Source organism: Limnohabitans sp. (genome assembly GCF_044373035.1).
GTDB lineage: Bacteria > Pseudomonadota > Gammaproteobacteria > Burkholderiales > Burkholderiaceae_C > Limnohabitans_A.
Genome location: NZ_JBILQU010000025.1, coordinates 1 through 16,328 on the forward strand (window position 1 = coordinate 1; position 16,328 = coordinate 16,328).

The window sequence follows — 16,328 nt, forward strand, 5'->3', positions numbered from 1 at the left end:
GATACTGAACAGTTGTTGAATGTACATGGGTCATAGTGTCAATTTTTCATTGTAACGATTCATCAGCAAAACTAATCAAATAAATAAAAAAGTATGCATTGCACCTATGCAAGTACACCAATAAAGTCTTCCCCAACAACACACAACAGATCGCGAAATGACCACGACGACAAACCCCACTGCTTTTCCCCAATGGAATGCTGAATACGCGGCAGGTTTAAGCGAGCCTGAACTGCTTCTTTACCGCTCAAACTTGTTGGGATCAGATTTGCGAATCACCAACTACGGCGGTGGCAACACCTCTGCCAAAATTCACCAAAAAGACCCGTTGACGGGGGAGAAAGTCACTGTTTTGTGGGTTAAGGGCTCTGGCGGAGATGTGGGTTCGATGAAGCTTGACGGGTTCTCTACGCTCTACCTTGAGAAACTCAACGCTTTACAAGGCATCTACAAAGGCCCAGACCACGAAGATGAGATGGTTGCATATCTACCGCATTGCACATTCAACCTCAATCCACGCGCAGCCAGCATCGATACGCCGTTGCATGCCTATCTGCCATTCGCACATGTGGACCATATGCATCCAGACGCGGTGATCGCAATCGCCGCCATGGTCAATAGCGAAACAATGACCAAAAAGGCATTTGGTGGAGAAATCGGCTGGTTGCCATGGCGTCGTCCCGGCTACGAGCTTGGCCTGCAATTGCAGCGCTACGTAGCCGCTAACCCAAGACTAAAGGGGCTGGTTTTGGCAGGGCATGGCCTTTTCACTTGGGGCGACGACGCCCGCAGTTGCTATGAAAACACAGTAGCGGTTATCGAACACGCTCAAACTTGGTTAGCCCAAGAGAGCTTAGCTCGAAACGCCGTTGCCTTTGGAGGCCCCAAAGTTAAGCCCCTGGAAATGAGTGAACAAGATGCCGTTCTTGCGCGCGTGCTTCCAGTGTTGCGCGGTCACGCTTCCCAGAGCGGCCACAAGCTCCTGCACGTTGACCGCCAACCTGTGGTGGTCGAATTTGTAAATAGCGTCCAAATGCACCGTCTCGCAGCTTTGGGGACATCCTGCCCTGACCACTTCCTGCGCACAAAGATTAAGCCATTGATTCTGGAAGAGTCGGAATACGTGTTGACTGGAGCAGCATTGTCCGACGCGATCGCAGCCAAATTGGCAACTTATCGAGCCGACTACACGGCTTACTATGAGCGCTGCAAGCGTGCGAACAGCCCTGCGTTGCGGGACCCCAATCCGGTCATCATCCTCTTGCCCCGCATCGGCATGGTGTCTATTGCCAAAGACAAGGCGACTGCTCGCATCGCGGGTGAGTTCTATGTAAACGCCATCAATGTCATGCGTGAAGCCAGTGCGGTTGATACTTATGTGGGCCTGCCCGAACAAGAGGCCTTTGACATTGAGTACTGGTTGCTTGAAGAGGCCAAGCTGCAACGTATGCCTAAATCCAAGCCATTGGTCGGTAAGGTGGCATTTGTAACGGGTGGCGCTGGTGGTATTGGTCGCGCAATTGTGGATCGACATCTTCAAGAGGGTGCTTGCGTGGTCTTGGCTGACATTGACGAAGGGGCCCTTGCACACACCGTTAAAGAGTTCGCGGCCAAGTACGGCAAAGACGTAGTTCGCGGAGTAGCGACTGACGTAACCAGTGAAGATTCGGTAGTGTCTGCATATACCAAGGCCATACTGGAGTTCGGAGGCGTGGACATTTTGGTGTCTAACGCAGGTATTGCGTCTGCTGCGCCGATTGAAGACACATCGCTTGCGTTGTGGAATCGCAACCAAAGCATTCTTGCAACAGGCTATTTCCTAGTGGGGCGAGAAGCGTTCCGGCTCATGAAAACTCAAGGTGTCGGCGGATCCATGGTGTTCATTGCCAGCAAGAATGGCATGGTCGCCAGCAACCAGGCGGTCGCTTATTGCGCTGCGAAGGCCGCTGAAATCCAGCTTTCTCGCAGCTTCGCGTTGGAAGGCGCCCCTTTGGGCATTCGTTCTAACGTGGTCAATCCCGATGCAGTCATTCGCGGCAGCAAAATCTGGAGTGGTAAGTGGAGTGAAGAGCGGGCGGCCGCCAACAATATCGGTGAAGGCGAATTGGAAGCCTTCTATCGAGATCGATCCATGCTTAAACGCAGCGTACTACCCGAAGACATTGCCGAAGCCACGTATTTTCTTGCCGCAGAACATCTTGCTGGTAAGAGCACCGGCAACATACTAAACGTAGATGCAGGCAACCTCGCCGCTTTTACACGCTGAATCAAGCATACGAAACACATCATGACTCTAATTGATTCCAGCCTCATTCAGTCGAACAATGACAATTTGAATCGCCATGTGGCCAACGACTATGAGCACCTCGGTGAGCAACTTGCGCGACGGAACATCGATATTGAAAAAATACGTGAAAGAGTAGCGGCATTTGGTGTTGCGATTCCCAGTTGGGGCGTGGGGACAGGGGGCACTCGCTTTGCGCGTTTTCCCGGTGTTGGGGAGCCCCGCAACGTATTTGATAAGCTGCAGGATTGCGGTGTTATCCATCAGCTGTCGTGCGCCACTCCCACGGTGTCTTTGCATATTCCATGGGACAAATGCAGCGACTGGTCCGAGTTGCGCGAAACCGCGAATTCGTATCGCTTGGGCTTTGATGCCATTAACTCCAACACTTTTTCCGATCAAACGGGTCAAGCCCAAAGCTATAAGTTTGGTAGCTTGACTCATGCATCACCCGCAACCCGCGCCCAAGCCGTCGCACACAACATTGAATGCATTCAAATCGGTGAGTGCTTGGGCAGCAAGGCCCTAACAGTTTGGATTGGTGATGGCAGTAATTTTCCGGGGCAGCAACATTTCCGACGTGCATTCGATCGTTACTTGGAAAGTGCGCACGAAATTTATGCCGCTCTGCCTGATGATTGGCGAATGTTTTTGGAGCACAAAATTTGTGAACCGGCGTTCTACAGCACCGTGATTCAAGACTGGGGTTCCAGCTATCTTGCAGCCTCGTCCCTCGGTCCTAAGGCGCAGTGCTTGGTAGACCTGGGCCATCACGCGCCCAATGTGAACATTGAGCTCATCGTCGCGCGCCTGATCGCTGCAGGCAAGCTGGCAGGTTTTCACTTCAACGACAGCAAGTATGGCGATGATGATTTGGATGCTGGCAGCGTGGCTCCCTACCGACTCTTCCTCGTTTTTAATGAATTGGTGGCGGCTGAGCATGAGGGTGTGGCTGGCTTTGATCCGGCTTACATGTTGGATCAATCACACAATGTGACGGATCCCATTGAAAGCCTGATTTCAAGTGCGACACAGGTGCAGCGCAGCTACGCACAAGCGCTGATTGTGGATAGGCTCGCCTTGGATGCGGCACAAGAGAGCAATGATGCTTTGCTCGCAAGTCAGACACTCAAACGTGGCTTCGAAACCGATGTCACGCCCATTCTCCAACGCGTAAGACTGGATGCGGGCGGCGCCATCGACCCAATTGCCACTTATCGCGAAAGTCAATACCGACTGCGCGTCGGTAAAGAACGCCCGGCTGCAATTGGCGGCGGCGGCGGCATCGTATGAAGGTGTTCGCTATGGCAGGCACCCAACCCAATCGAATCGAGTGATTAATTCATCGATTTCGAGTCTGGCCGAAAGGCTTTTTGCTAAATCACTTCCATATCAGGAGACAACCATGAAGAAACAACTAAAGACACTGCTCATAATCGCATTGGGCGCAGCCTTGTCCAGCCCTGTATTGGCTGCAGACAAAATTGCATTGGTGGTAAAGAGCCTGGGCAACGGATTCTTTGATGCTGCCCACCAAGGTGCTCAAGAAGCGGCCAAAGAACTCAAAGGCGTCGAGATCATCTATACCGGCCCTGCCAAAGCGACAGCCGAAGGTCAAATTGAAATCATCAATTCGCTGATTGCTCAAAAAGTATCTGCTATCGTAATTTCCGCCAACGATCCGGATGCGGTGGCTCCTGCACTCAAACGTGCATTGGATCGTGGCATCAAAGTCATTTCTTTTGATTCCGGCGTGCGCAAAGACGGACGTCTGTTTCACTTGAATCCATCCAGCAATTCATTGATTGGAGAAAAGCTTGTAACAATGACTCAATCTGCGATTGGTAACACCGGTGAAATCGCGATTCTGTCCGCCACCGCTCAAGCGACCAACCAGAACATCTGGATTGATGAAGCGAAAAAAGTTTTGGCCCAGCCCGCGTACAAGGGACTCAAGTTGGTGAGTGTTGTGTACGGTGATGACCAAACCGATAAGAGCTACCGGGAAGCGCAAGGTTTGTTCAAGAGCTACCCCAATCTGAAGGCCATCATCGCGCCGACAACCGTGGGCGTGGCCGCTGCCGCCAAAGCGGTACAAGACGAGAAAAAAGTCGGTTCCATTTTTGTGACTGGTTTGGGTTTGCCGTCTGAAATGGCGGGCCATGTGAAGAGCGGTGCGGTTAAATCGTTCGCTATCTGGAACCCGATTGACCTTGGCTACTCTGCCATCTATGCCGCCAGTCAATTCATCTCTGGCAAAGCCACCGGAAAAGCCGGAGAAAAAGTCTCACTGGGTCGTGTCGGCACCGTGACCATTGGCGCAGACGGAACGGCGGCGATGTCTTCACCGTTTACTTACGATGCCACCAACGTTGAGAAATTTGCCAAATTTTTCTGACCGTCGTTGATTGCGTGATGGGCGACCCCACTGAGTTGGGGTCGTAATTTTTCGGAAATCTGGGATCTATATGTCACAGAGTTTGTTGCAATTGCGTGGTATTCACAAACGCTACGGCCCAGTTCATGTTCTGCGTGGTGTGAACCTAGACCTCAACGCCGGAGAAGTTTTGGCGCTGATTGGAGAAAATGGTGCGGGCAAATCAACTCTGGTTAAGATACTTACGGGAGTTGTGCCTTTTGATGATGGCAGTATCGAGCTGAAAGACAAAAACCACAGATTCCAAAATGCCCAAGCTTCTCAGGCTGCTGGCATCATGGCTGTTCATCAAGAAACGGTAATGTTCGATGAGCTTACCGTCGCAGAGAATATTTATGTGGGACGATACCTTAAGCGTGGGGTCTATATTGATTGGCCATCCATGCACTTGGGTGCACAAGAGGTGCTTAATTACATTGGCGCAAGATTTACATCCAAAGAACTGGTCAAGAACCTCAGTTTGGCAGAACGCCATTTGGTCGAACTTGCCAGAGCGTTGTCGCAAAAGGCCTCGATAGTTATCCTAGATGAACCAACGGCCGCCTTGTCGCAGGCAGAGATTCGCGATTTTTATGGCATTGTTCGAAAGCTCCGCGCAGATGAGGTTGGAATTATTTTCATCTCACATAAATTTGATGAAATATTTTCTGTGGCAGATAAGTATTTGGTTCTACGCGATGGCATGACGGTTGGTGCTGGTGAAATCGTCAATACAACCGAACAGCAACTGGTCAAGCTGATGGCAGGTCGTGAAATTGATCAAATTTATCCCAAAGTGCACTCCCAACTTGGTGAGGTTGTGCTCAATGTGGTAGGGCTCACACATCCAACTGAATTCCACAATGTGTCGTTCACTCTGCGTCGTGGCGAAATTCTGGGTTTCTATGGTCTGGTTGGTGCGGGACGCAGTGAAACAATGCGGGCCATCATGGGCTTGAATCCAAACGCGACGGGCCATTTGGAAATGTGCGGCAAGCGATTGGTGGTTCAAAAGCCCGGTGATGCAATTGCAGCTGGAATAGCTTATGTGCCAGAGGAGCGCCAGCGTCAAGGTGGAATTCTTTCGTTTTCAGTACAGCACAACATAAGCCTGGCAGGGCTAAAACACTTTGCCAATATGGGGTGGTTATCGCACTCCAAAGAAACTTCAATCAGCCATCGCATGATTGAACGACTGCGTATCAAAACGTCAACGCAAGACACATTGCTGTCTGGTTTGTCCGGGGGCAATCAACAGAAGGTGGTGATTGGAAAGTGGTTAGGACTTGACCCCCAGATTGTGATTCTCGACGAACCCACCAAAGGCATCGACGTTGGTGCAAAGCAAGCGGTCTATCAGCTCATTGTTGAAATGGTCAACCAAGGACTGGCAGTGATTTTGGTGTCTTCAGAGTTGCCTGAAGTGTTGAATCTGGCGCACCGCACCATCGTCATGCGTCGTGGACTGCAGGTAGCCGAGTTTTCCAAAGAAGATGTTCGGGCTGAAAACGTAGTTGCAGTGGCATCCGGTTTGGATAAAAGCCACACGGTCATTGAAGAGGTGAGCGCATGAACGTAAAGTGGACCATTCGACGCGAATGGCTGTTGTTGGCCATCATTCTGGTGATCGCATTGGCGGTGGGATTTCGGGCTCCCGTCTTTCTGACCTGGCGCAATGCGCTCGATATCGCTAATGATTCGTCAATTCTGGCCATTTTGGTGTTGGGTCAAATGATCGTGCTGCTTACCCGTGGTATCGATTTGTCGGTTGCTTCTAACTTGGCCTTGACTGGAATGGTATGTGCCTTGTTGGGGCGTGCATGGCCCGGTGCTCCGCTATTTGTTTTGGTACTTGTTGCTTTGATGGTCGGCGCTTTACTTGGCGCAATAAATGGCTGGTTGATTACACGGTTTGATCTGCCGCCAATCGTGGTGACCTTGGGTACGCTGTCCGCCTATCGTGGCGCGATTTTTGTTGCTAGTAATGGGGCATGGATATCCGATCAAGATATTCATACATCTATCAAAGGATTGCCTCGCGAAGTCTGGTTGGGTTTGCCAGCGTTGGTCTGGATTGCAATTGCCGTGGTGTCATTGGGAGCACTCTTTCTGCGCTACCGCCATGAGGGTCGCGAGATTTACGCTCTTGGAAACAATCCGCATGCTGCCCAGTATGTCGGTATTTCCATTGCGAGTCGTTTGTTTCTCGTCTACACGATCTCGGGCATGCTGGCGGGATTGGCCGGCTTATTGTGGGTTGGTCGCTATTCGATTGCTTTCACCGAACTGGCTGCTGGATATGAGTTGACTGTGATCGCCGCCTGCGTCATCGGCGGAGTCAGCATTGGCGGTGGCGTGGGATCTGTCGTGGGGGCTTCCTTGGGGGTGTTATTTATCGGCGTGGTCAATGGCGCGTTACCGGTCATTCAAGTGTCGCCTTTTTGGCAGCAGGCTATTGCTGGTGCCGTGATCTTGATTTCAGTCGCTGTAAATGCCCGAGCCGATCGTGTTGCTGGTCGCCAGATTCTTGATAAACAAGGGGTGCGCACATGAGAGCCTGGAATACTTGGGAGCGTGTGCTTTTGGCACTGTTGGTATTGCTGTTGGTCGTATTCGGCCTAATACAGCCAGGATTCATTACGCCCGAAACGTTAGCTGATAGCACTTTCAACTACAGTGAAAAGGGCATTCTGGCGCTGGCGCTTGCACTTCTTATTGTTTGTGGCGAAATCGACTTATCAATAGCCGCTATCTTGGCGTTAAGTTCTTTGTCAATGGGCTATGCCATGCAGGCCGGTGCTGGACCAGAGCTTATTGTGATTGCAGCACTTGCGACAGGCGGGGTTGCAGGAGCGTTTAATGGTTGGCTGGTTACAAAATACAAGTTGCCTTCTATTGTGGTGACTATCGGCACACTTTCCCTTTACCGGGGGGTAGCGCAGGTACTTTTAGGCGATAAGTCAATATCCGGCTACCCCGAGGCTTTCTCAACCTTTGGTAACGGTTATCTGGGCGAAGTGATTGGCCAGCCTTGGTTAACGTTGCCCCTGGGGTTTGTGGTCTTTGTGATATTTGCCATCGCTGTGGGTCTGGTGTTGCACCGCAGTGTGGTGGGCAGACGCTTGTTTGCGATAGGCGCGAATCCAATCGCGTCACGCTTTTCAGGTATTGAAGTGGACCGTTACCGTTTCTTTTTGTTTGTGTTTTCGGGCCTTATGGCCGCTTTGGCGGCGGTCATGTTGACAGGTCGCATTGGTAGTACGCGTCCCAACATCGCTATGGGCTGGGAGCTCGATGCCATCACCATGGTCATACTCGGCGGCATAGCTATCGAGGGTGGACGCGGCAGCCTCATTGGTGTCGTGTTAGCGGTTTTGCTGTTGGGCTTGCTTACGTTTGCCATGGGCATGGTCAATGTGACGGGTATCGTGATGTCCATGTTGATTGGTGTTTTGCTTATTGCTGCCATGGTGTTGCCCCGTTTGCTCAAACGACGCGAGACGGTTGTATGAAAAAGGGATCGACCGAAAAATATGCTTTCCGGATGATGCTCAATCCGGGGTGCGCTGACGAGTATCAGCGCCGACACGACGCCCTATGGCCCGAACTGCACCAGTTACTCAAAGGGGCTGGTGTTGAGGACTACAGCATTTACTTTGATCGTGAGCACCATGTGCTTTTTGCGGTGCTGCGCCGTTTGCCGCAGCACACGATGGAAGAATTGCAACACCATCCGATCATGCGGCGTTGGTGGGCTTATATGTCAGACATCATGCGCACCAACCCCGACGGCTCTCCCTTGGCTGAGCCTTTGGACTGCATGTTTCACATGGACTGATCGTGGATACACGTTCGAAATCACTGACGCTGGTTATCGACATCGGCAAAACTCACGCAAAGCTATTGCTCATTGATGCCGAAGGAGAGGTTCAGGAACAACATAGCCGCAATAACGCCAGTGTGCTATCACCATTGGGGTACCCAGCTCTTGACGTTCATGGTCTGGAGTTGTGGATGATAAAGACTCTGCGCGCATCTAAAAACGCCAAGTTTTGCAGTCGGGCAATCGCATCAACCCACGGCGCTGCCTTTGTTGCCTTGTCTGATGACGGGTTGGCTTGGGAGCCTTTGGACTACGAGTGGGATGCCCTAGCTACTAGGCCTGATTTGCGGGCAGTTTTCTCTAAGGCTGCAGATCCTTATGAACTTACGTTTTCTCCCGAACTGCCCGCCGGGCTCAACGCAGCAAGCCAACTATTTTCAGTTCAACATCTCTATCCATTGGCTTGGAAGCGAACACGTTATCTGCTTCCGTATGCCCAGTATTGGGCGTGGAAACTTTCCGGGCAATTTGCCACAGAAGTGACATCTTTGGGTTGTCACACTCACCTTTGGGATCCATACAAGTCTTGCTTTTCTGCAATGGCTTGCCAAGCTGGTTGGGACAAATTTTTTCCACCGCTAAGGTCTGCATGGGAAGTATTGGGGTGTGTTCAATCAGAGGTAGTGCAAAACTGGGGCTTACCTGAAGGTTGTCAGGTTCATGTGGGTGTACATGACAGCAATGCCTGTCTGGCTCGGTACTTTGTGGATCCTGATTCGAAGAATCTGTCCCAAAATAATCTAACGGTAGTTTCTTCAGGAACTTGGACGGTGCTGATGGCACCCGGTGCATCGACCCTCGGACTGCATGATCGTGATGATATGTTGGCCAATGTGGATGTACTTGGTCGAGTGACACCAACGGCACGGTTCATGGGTGGACGAGAGTTCGAAATCATATTAGAAGATGCCTTGCCAGAGGAGGCTACGGTTGAAGGCATTCAAAAATTATTAAAAAATAAAGTTCAGATAATGCCATCGTGGACGCAACAAGGGGGCCCATTTAGACGCCTCAGTGGGCATGTTATGAGCAATGAAAATATTTATCATTCACCTATCGGCGATCATTTTACCAATGATATGCGAGCATCAATGGCTGCATTGTATTGTGCTCAAGTTACAGTTTATTTAATTAATCGCTTGTGGCGTAACGATCATCAAGTGCATTCGCGGAAATGCAATCGTGTGGTGATTGATGGCCCCTTAGTGAAAAATAAGGTATATCTTTCTGTTGTACAAGCATTAATCCCATTTATTGAAATATATTTAAATGAAGAATCTTTGGAGGGGACGGCACGAGGTGCTTGGATTTTGGCAAACTGGACCGAGTTTAAGGTCGCTGAAAAATTAAAAAAGGTTCAGAAATTCACATATGAAAATATTGAATCGCATTATGCCGAATGGTTAAAATTATTGGATGGCAAATAAGATAAATTTAGTATTTAGCTGTTTTAAATTAAATTATAAAATCCAACATGGTATTTAAAATGATTCCAGAGATTAATTGTGTGAAATATATCATAATTAAAAAATTTTCGACGAATCGGGGGAACAGACACGATTTCAGACGCGACAACGGACACGGGCTCACCTTGGAATTGAAGGTGAGCGTCGTTGTGCAAAATCATTCAGACATTGAACGGCCCCAAGCCTGACCTGCTGCACCTTAACGGCGGCGGGCTGCAACGCTCCTTGGGTAAGAACGTGATTTTAACCTTGCCCGATCATTGCTCCATCAAGGTTTGCACTTGCGTGAGTTTGCTCAATTCGACACCCTTGCACTGGCTGATGAGTTCTGCGCTCGTGCTGATTCCGAACTTTTGGTAAATGGTGGACCGGTGTTTCTTGGCGGTACCCGGCTGGATGCCGGTGATTTCGGCTATTCCTTTGTTGGTCAAGCCCTGCACAATGAGCACGAAGATTTCCTGCTCACGGGTGGACAGCGTGGCGAAGGAACGCCTCAAGGCATCGGTGTTGATGAACTCTTGGTTGCGCTGTCGGTCCATGTCCAGGGCCTTGTCCACCACTTGGCACAGTTTTTCCCGATTGAAGGGTTTGAGCAGGAAATCGACCGCGCCGAGTCGGAACGCTTCGATGATTTCGTCCTTGTTACTTTCACCGCTGATGAACACGATGGGTGTTTTGCGACCCAGAGCATCCAGCTTGGCTTGCAACTCCAGCCCATTCAGGCCAGGCATGCGCATGTCCAGCAAGACCACGGCGGGCGATATGTCCATCGATTGTTCAAGAAATGCAGTGGCATTGTCATAACTGTTGACCGTGTACCCGAGCAGGATCAACATGTCGCTCAGATAAAAGCGCATGTCGGGGTTGTCGTCCACCAAAAAAATATGTCCAAGGTGTTTTTTCATTAAAGTACTAATATTTCATTTATCTCTAATTTATCAAATATGTCGGTTTATGCAATGCACCAATTGGGTAATTTTTAGAAATTTGATCTTGCTCTGTCGTGCTGTTCAAGGTTGGCGATGGTGGACCCAAGCAAGATAGGCTTGAGGATAAACCCGATGAAAATGCTCTTTGTGCGTCTCATACAAAGCGTCTTCGCCCAGCAGCTGGGCACTGTCGAGCAGTTTTTCAATCACGCGCGGCTCGGGCGAAGTGTGCATGGCCCGCAAACTGTCCTCCAGCATGGCGCGGGCATTGCCTTCATGCACCGGCGTGATGGTGACCTGCGCAAACAAGGCCGTGGCGCGAAACAACCAGGCACGTTGCGCCACTTGCGACGCTTGGTCACGCCAGACGCTGTAGCGTTGTGCTGCTGGCCAATAAATCTGTTGAACTTGCGCATGGTCGTAGGCAATGAAGGCCAAAATGCCCAGCAAAGCCAGGCCCACTCCGGTGGTGCGAGCCCTGTCTTGGAAAACTTGCCAAACCCGCCCTCCCATGAGCCACAGACAAAGCAGCAAGGCCACCTGAAAGGGACCGTACCAGAGCGGGTACTCCAGCAAACTGTGCAGAGCCAGAACACCGAGCACCCCCCACGCCAGCTGATGCCCTGCACTTTTGTAGCGCCACGGCCTGGCACGAATGCCCCACACCAACACGCCCAGCATGCCTGCCAAGGCGGCGGGCACGCCCCAAACAAACGCGATGTGCAAAGGCAGGTTATGGGCGTTGCCCAACATGTCGCAAAAGCGTTCTGATGGGTATTCGGTGATGTAGTGCGCATAGCGCAGCTGGTCCCAGCCCCAGCCGCCCAGCGGTTTTTGCGCCACCAAGTGCAGCACATTGGACCAGAGCACCTGGCGGCTGCCGCAGCCGCCCAAGGCGCCCATGCGCGCCATGGCGTTGTCCGTGGCCTGTCCACTCAGCTGCTGCAACAACCCAGGCAAAACCCAAGAAGCCAGGGCATACACGCCCAGCACAAACACAGTCAGGGTCAATGCCTCGCGCCCTTTGGGGGCCGAGCGGTGCCACAGCATCCACAGGCCAATGAACACAAGCTGCAGCAAACCTGTGCGCGAAGATGTCGCGGCCATGCCCATGGCCAATAAGGCCAGCATCCAAAGGCTGTTCGCAATGGACAGGCCCAGTGCACGCCAGATCATCACCGCCAAGATGCCCATGGCCAGCAAACTGGCCAACTGGTTCCGTTGGCGCAAGTTGCCCATGGCGTCCCCCAGATAGTCGGGCACATGCAAGGCAGGTGCCCAAAACTCGGCATGGCCAAAAAACTGCACCAAGCCCATGGCACTGCTGAGCAACGCCGCGATAGCCCAACTTTGAACCACAACGGCCACCGTCAGGCGCTGGGACACCAACAGCGCCAATGCCAAGCAAGTCCAGCTGATCAACCATGGCCACGCATTGGGCAAAGGGGGGCTGGTAAAAGGCTGCACCCAGGGCCACGCCAACAGCAACACCAGCCACACATGGTGGATGCGGCCAGTGCCTTGCGCTGTCGACCGAAACGCGGGCATCGGAGCTCAGTCCACAAACCACCGCCCGACAAGGGCCGGGCGTTCAAGCGTGGTCAAAAAGGTCAAGATGCCTTGCACGAAGCGGGCAAATATTTGGCCGGCAAACCATTGGTGGCCGCCGGGCCGCAGCGCCAGGTGGCGATGGGTTTGCCACCATCGGTGCTGCCGTTGACTGGGGTGCTGCCCGTCTGAATAGGCGTCAGGCTGATGCTGTTGGCCGTCGCGCTGGTGCTGCCGCGCAGCGTCTCATGGTTGCCCACCACGGTGATGACGCCATTGGCATCGGCGCCGATGCGGCTGACGTATTTGCTGGTCTGGTTTTCACAGACAAGGGGCAATGTGGCAGAAACATCGGCCTGCGAAGCCGAAGTGATCGCCTCGTTGGCGGCGGTTTTGCACCCGCTTGCAGCCAGCAACAGCTCGGACACCCGGGCCCGGATGCTGTAGTCCTGGTAGGCCGGTAGCGCCAAAGCGCCCAAAATGCCAATGATTGCAATGACGATCATCAGCTCAATCAGTGTCAAGCCTTGCTGCCTTTTTTGCATGGCATTTGCTCCCTGGTTAATGAGTAGGGATGGTAAATCATCCCCCCATCAAACTCCAGTGTGTTTTGTCGCTGTGGAGAACAGAGAACCCATAAACGAACAACAGCCCCAAGTCGCGAGACGACTTGGGGCTCAAGAGGAGGGGCTGATTTAAGCTGCTTCTTGCGTAGCCGGACGGCGTGCCATGATGATTTTGCCCAAAACCAACACCAGCAAAGCACCGGCCAAGCCCATGGCATAACCCCACACCTTGTCTTGCGGCAAATAAGCCACCAAGCCGGGATCCGTTTGCATCATGGTGCCCGCGATCCAGCCCAGCAGCATGCCGCCTGCGGTGATGATCATCGGGAAACGGTCCATGAGCTTGAGCACCAGCTGGCTGCCCCAAACAATGATGGGGATGCTGACCAACAGGCCAAAGATGACCAGGGGCATCTGGTGGTCAGGGTTGCCGGAAGCTTGAGCAGCACCGGCGATGGCGATCACGTTGTCCACGCTCATGACCAAGTCGGCGATGATGACGGTCTTCACCGCACCCCAGAGCTTGTCGCTGCCCTGGATGTTGCTGTGGTCATCGTCGGCGTCAGGGGTAAGCAGTTTCACACCAATCCAGATGAGCAAGACGGCGCCCACAAACTTGAGGTAAGGAATGGCCAGCAAGGTGAGCGCGAAAAAGATCAGGATCACACGCAAGATGATGGCACCGGCTGTGCCCCACATGATACCTTTGGTGCGTTGGTGCGCGGGCAACTGGCGACAAGCCAGCGCGATCACCACAGCGTTGTCGCCACCCAAAAGGATGTCGATCATGATGATCTGGGCCACAGCGACCCAGAACGAAGCGGTCAGAAATTCTTCCACGGTGTTCCTTTGACGCTGAAACGGAGTCAGCGAGTCATGATTTCAAAAAACGAAAAGCCGAATTGTTTCGCAGAACATCCGGCTTCGCTATTGTGGTAAACCACAGCCCCATCCAGGGCGCGGGCTTGCAGCCCGAGGGAAAGTCCCGGTTACTTCAGCTGTGCCTTGAGCAATTTGCCTAATTCAGACGGGTTGCGAGTGACGATGAAGCCGCACTCTTGCATGATGGCCAGTTTGGCATCGGCCGTGTCGGCACCACCGGAAATCAGGGCACCTGCGTGGCCCATGCGCTTGCCGGGAGGGGCAGTCACACCTGCGATGAAGCCGACCACAGGCTTCTTCATGTTGGCCTTGCACCACATGGCGGCTTCGGCTTCGTCTGGGCCGCCGATTTCGCCAATCATGATGACGGCGTCGGTGTCGGGATCGTCGTTGAAAGCCTTCATCACGTCGATGTGCTTCAAACCGTTGATCGGGTCGCCACCGATACCAACGGCGCTGGACTGGCCCAAGCCGACTTCGGTCAACATCGCCACGGCTTCATAAGTCAAGGTGCCCGAACGGGACACCACGCCGATGCGGCCTTTGCGGTGGATGTGACCGGGCATGATGCCGATCTTGATTTCATCAGGGGTGATCAGGCCAGGGCAGTTGGGGCCCAGCAGCAGCGTGCGCTTGCCGCCAGCCGCTTCTTTGGCCTTCATTTTGTTGCGCACTTCGAGCATGTCACGCACTGGAATGCCTTCGGTGATGCAAATCGCCAAGTCCAGGTCGGCTTCAACAGCTTCCCAGATGGCTGCTGCTGCGCCTGCTGGGGGCACGTAGATCACCGACACGGTCGCACCAGTTTGTGAGGCGGCTTCCTTGACGGAGGCGAAAATCGGGATGTTGAAGATGGACTCGCCCGCCTTCTTGGGGTTCACGCCCGCGACGAAGCAATTCTTGCCATTCGCGTATTCTTGGCACTTTTCAGTGTGGAACTGACCGGTTTTGCCGGTGATGCCTTGGGTAATGACTTTGGTGTCTTTGTTGATGTAGATCGACATGGGTTTTCCTAATCAGTTGGGGACAGAGCTGAAGATCTGTCCCGCAAAGTTAATCAGTTGGGGACAGAGCTGAAGATCTGTCCCACAAAGACATTTACTTGACAGCAGCGACGATGGCGGTCGCGGCTTCGGCCATGGTGTCGGCCGAGATGATCGGCAGACCGGATTCGGCCAGCATCTTCTTGCCCAGCTCATCGTTGGTGCCCTTCATGCGTACCACCAGTGGCACGGACAGGTTCACGGCCTTGCAGGCACTGATCACGCCGGTGGCGATGGTGTCGCACTTCATGATGCCGCCGAAGATGTTGACCAAAATACCTTTGACGTTCTTGTTGGCCAACATGATCTTGAAGGCTTCGGTGACTTTCTCGGCTGTGGCGCCGCCGCCCACGTCCAAGAAGTTGGCGGGCTCGCCGCCAAACAACTTGATGGTGTCCATGGTGGCCATGGCCAAGCCAGCGCCGTTGACCAGGCAACCGATGTTGCCGTCCAGGCTGATGTAGGCCAGGTCGAACTTGGAAGCCTCCACTTCGGCCGGATCTTCTTCGTCCAGATCGCGGTAAGCCACGATTTCGGGGTGACGGAACAGGGCGTTGGCATCGAAGTTGAACTTCGCGTCCAGAGCCATCACGTTGCCTTTGCTGTCGCGGTTCAGGGGGTTGATTTCCACCAAAGACGCGTCAGTTTCCATGTAGCACTGGTACAGCTTCTTGAAGATATCCACGGCCTGCGCGGTGGAGTCGGCTGGCATGCCAATCGCGTCAGAGATTTTCTTGGCTTGTGCATCACCCAAACCGGTCAACGGATCGATGAATTCGGTGATGATTTTCTCGGGGGTGGAATGGGCCACTTCCTCGATGTCCATGCCACCTTCACTGGAAGCGATGAAAGCGATCTTTTGGGTGGCGCGGTCGGTCACCACGGACACGTAATATTCTTTGTTGATGTCGGCGCCGTCTTCGATGTACAGGCGGCGCACTTTTTGGCCTTCGGGGCCGGTCTGGTGGGTCTTGAGCTGCATGCCCAGGATTTCGCCAGCGATGCGCTTCACGTCGTCAATGGTTTTGGCCACCTTCACACCGCCGCCTTTGCCACGGCCACCGGCGTGAATCTGGGCCTTGACCACCCACACAGGGCCGCCCAATTTTTGAGCGGCTTCGATCGCCTCTTGAACGGTAAATGCCGGAATGCCGCGCGGAACAGGCACGCCGAATTGACGCAAGATTTCCTTGCCTTGGTACTCGTGAATCTTCATGAGGTCTACTCTCAGAGGGTGGTTGATTTGACCGGTCTGCTGCGGTGATTCAACCGTCAACAGGCTCTGGACACTGCAGCCCGCGACTGTATCAT

The 16,328-nt window shown here is 52.9% G+C and carries 14 protein-coding genes and 1 riboswitch; of the genes, 8 read left to right on the forward strand and 6 right to left on the reverse strand.

The window, feature by feature from the left end; all coding sequences use genetic code 11:
• The first annotated feature begins 157 nt into the window (after positions 1-157).
• From ACIQ47_RS05895 to ACIQ47_RS05930, 8 genes are all read left to right on the forward strand, one after another.
• The gene (locus ACIQ47_RS05895; protein WP_396437261.1) at positions 158-2,266 is read left to right on the forward strand and encodes a bifunctional rhamnulose-1-phosphate aldolase/short-chain dehydrogenase; all 2,109 of its coding nucleotides are present in this window, start codon (positions 158-160) and stop codon (positions 2,264-2,266) included.
• Between the two features lie 21 nt (positions 2,267-2,287).
• The gene (gene rhaI, locus ACIQ47_RS05900) at positions 2,288-3,577 is read left to right on the forward strand and encodes an L-rhamnose catabolism isomerase (RefSeq protein ID WP_396437262.1); all 1,290 of its coding nucleotides are present in this window, start codon (positions 2,288-2,290) and stop codon (positions 3,575-3,577) included.
• A gap of 112 nt (positions 3,578-3,689) precedes the next feature.
• Positions 3,690-4,682, forward strand: coding sequence for a rhamnose ABC transporter substrate-binding protein (rhaS, locus tag ACIQ47_RS05905; protein ID WP_396437263.1), 993 nt, complete (start codon positions 3,690-3,692; stop codon positions 4,680-4,682).
• Positions 4,683-4,752: 70 nt separating this feature from the next.
• Positions 4,753-6,273 (forward strand): sugar ABC transporter ATP-binding protein, encoded by a 1,521-nt coding sequence (locus tag ACIQ47_RS05910; RefSeq protein ID WP_396437264.1) that lies wholly within the window; start codon positions 4,753-4,755, stop codon positions 6,271-6,273.
• Positions 6,270-7,253, forward strand: coding sequence for an ABC transporter permease (locus ACIQ47_RS05915; RefSeq protein ID WP_396437265.1), 984 nt, complete (start codon positions 6,270-6,272; stop codon positions 7,251-7,253). The genes ACIQ47_RS05910 and ACIQ47_RS05915 overlap by 4 nt, the downstream gene beginning before the upstream one ends.
• On the forward strand, positions 7,250-8,212 hold the full coding sequence (locus ACIQ47_RS05920; RefSeq protein ID WP_396437266.1) for an ABC transporter permease: 963 nt from the start codon (positions 7,250-7,252) through the stop codon (positions 8,210-8,212). The genes ACIQ47_RS05915 and ACIQ47_RS05920 overlap by 4 nt, the downstream gene beginning before the upstream one ends.
• Positions 8,209-8,538: an L-rhamnose mutarotase gene (rhaM, locus tag ACIQ47_RS05925; RefSeq protein ID WP_396437267.1), complete on the forward strand. Its 330-nt coding sequence runs from the start codon at positions 8,209-8,211 to the stop codon at positions 8,536-8,538. The genes ACIQ47_RS05920 and rhaM overlap by 4 nt, the downstream gene beginning before the upstream one ends.
• Before the next feature lie 2 nt (positions 8,539-8,540).
• Positions 8,541-10,010, forward strand: coding sequence for an FGGY-family carbohydrate kinase (locus ACIQ47_RS05930; protein WP_396437268.1), 1,470 nt, complete (start codon positions 8,541-8,543; stop codon positions 10,008-10,010).
• Between the two features lie 171 nt (positions 10,011-10,181).
• Positions 10,182-10,282, reverse strand: a riboswitch (S-adenosyl-L-homocysteine riboswitch).
• 24 nt (positions 10,283-10,306) lie between these two features.
• Here ACIQ47_RS05930 and ACIQ47_RS05935 read toward each other — a convergent pair.
• From ACIQ47_RS05935 to sucC, 6 genes are all read right to left on the reverse strand, one after another.
• Positions 10,307-10,954, reverse strand: coding sequence for a response regulator transcription factor (locus ACIQ47_RS05935; RefSeq protein WP_396437269.1), 648 nt, complete (start codon positions 10,952-10,954; stop codon positions 10,307-10,309).
• 105 nt (positions 10,955-11,059) lie between these two features.
• On the reverse strand, positions 11,060-12,526 hold the full coding sequence (locus ACIQ47_RS05940) for a Wzy polymerase domain-containing protein (RefSeq protein WP_396437270.1): 1,467 nt from the start codon (positions 12,524-12,526) through the stop codon (positions 11,060-11,062).
• 62 nt (positions 12,527-12,588) lie between these two features.
• Positions 12,589-13,071, reverse strand: coding sequence for a pilin (locus tag ACIQ47_RS05945; RefSeq protein ID WP_396437271.1), 483 nt, complete (start codon positions 13,069-13,071; stop codon positions 12,589-12,591).
• 150 nt (positions 13,072-13,221) lie between these two features.
• Positions 13,222-13,932 (reverse strand): TerC family protein, encoded by a 711-nt coding sequence (locus tag ACIQ47_RS05950; protein WP_396437272.1) that lies wholly within the window; start codon positions 13,930-13,932, stop codon positions 13,222-13,224.
• Positions 13,933-14,081: 149 nt separating this feature from the next.
• Entirely contained in the window at positions 14,082-14,978 is an 897-nt protein-coding gene (gene sucD, locus ACIQ47_RS05955) for a succinate--CoA ligase subunit alpha (protein ID WP_396437273.1), read from the reverse strand.
• 94 nt (positions 14,979-15,072) lie between these two features.
• Positions 15,073-16,233 carry an ADP-forming succinate--CoA ligase subunit beta gene (sucC, locus tag ACIQ47_RS05960; protein ID WP_396437274.1) on the reverse strand — a complete coding sequence of 387 codons (1,161 nt, stop codon included), beginning with the start codon at positions 16,231-16,233 and terminating at the stop codon, positions 15,073-15,075.
• Between the last annotated feature and the right edge of the window lie 95 nt (positions 16,234-16,328).

Bases quoted from the DNA above. Each gene is read 5' to 3' on its own strand.
- ACIQ47_RS05940 (WP_396437270.1), bottom strand. From the start codon at position 12,526: ATGCCCGCGTTTCGGTCGACAGCGCAAGGCACTGGCCGCATCCACCAT.
- rhaM (WP_396437267.1), top strand. From the start codon at position 8,209: ATGAAAAAGGGATCGACCGAAAAATATGCTTTCCGGATGATGCTCAAT.
- rhaS (WP_396437263.1), top strand. From the start codon at position 3,690: ATGAAGAAACAACTAAAGACACTGCTCATAATCGCATTGGGCGCAGCC.
- ACIQ47_RS05910 (WP_396437264.1), top strand. From the start codon at position 4,753: ATGTCACAGAGTTTGTTGCAATTGCGTGGTATTCACAAACGCTACGGC.
- ACIQ47_RS05895 (WP_396437261.1), top strand. From the start codon at position 158: ATGACCACGACGACAAACCCCACTGCTTTTCCCCAATGGAATGCTGAA.
- ACIQ47_RS05945 (WP_396437271.1), bottom strand. From the start codon at position 13,071: ATGCAAAAAAGGCAGCAAGGCTTGACACTGATTGAGCTGATGATCGTC.
- sucC (WP_396437274.1), bottom strand. From the start codon at position 16,233: ATGAAGATTCACGAGTACCAAGGCAAGGAAATCTTGCGTCAATTCGGC.
- rhaI (WP_396437262.1), top strand. From the start codon at position 2,288: ATGACTCTAATTGATTCCAGCCTCATTCAGTCGAACAATGACAATTTG.
- ACIQ47_RS05915 (WP_396437265.1), top strand. From the start codon at position 6,270: ATGAACGTAAAGTGGACCATTCGACGCGAATGGCTGTTGTTGGCCATC.
- ACIQ47_RS05920 (WP_396437266.1), top strand. From the start codon at position 7,250: ATGAGAGCCTGGAATACTTGGGAGCGTGTGCTTTTGGCACTGTTGGTA.
- ACIQ47_RS05935 (WP_396437269.1), bottom strand. From the start codon at position 10,954: ATGAAAAAACACCTTGGACATATTTTTTTGGTGGACGACAACCCCGAC.
- sucD (WP_396437273.1), bottom strand. From the start codon at position 14,978: ATGTCGATCTACATCAACAAAGACACCAAAGTCATTACCCAAGGCATC.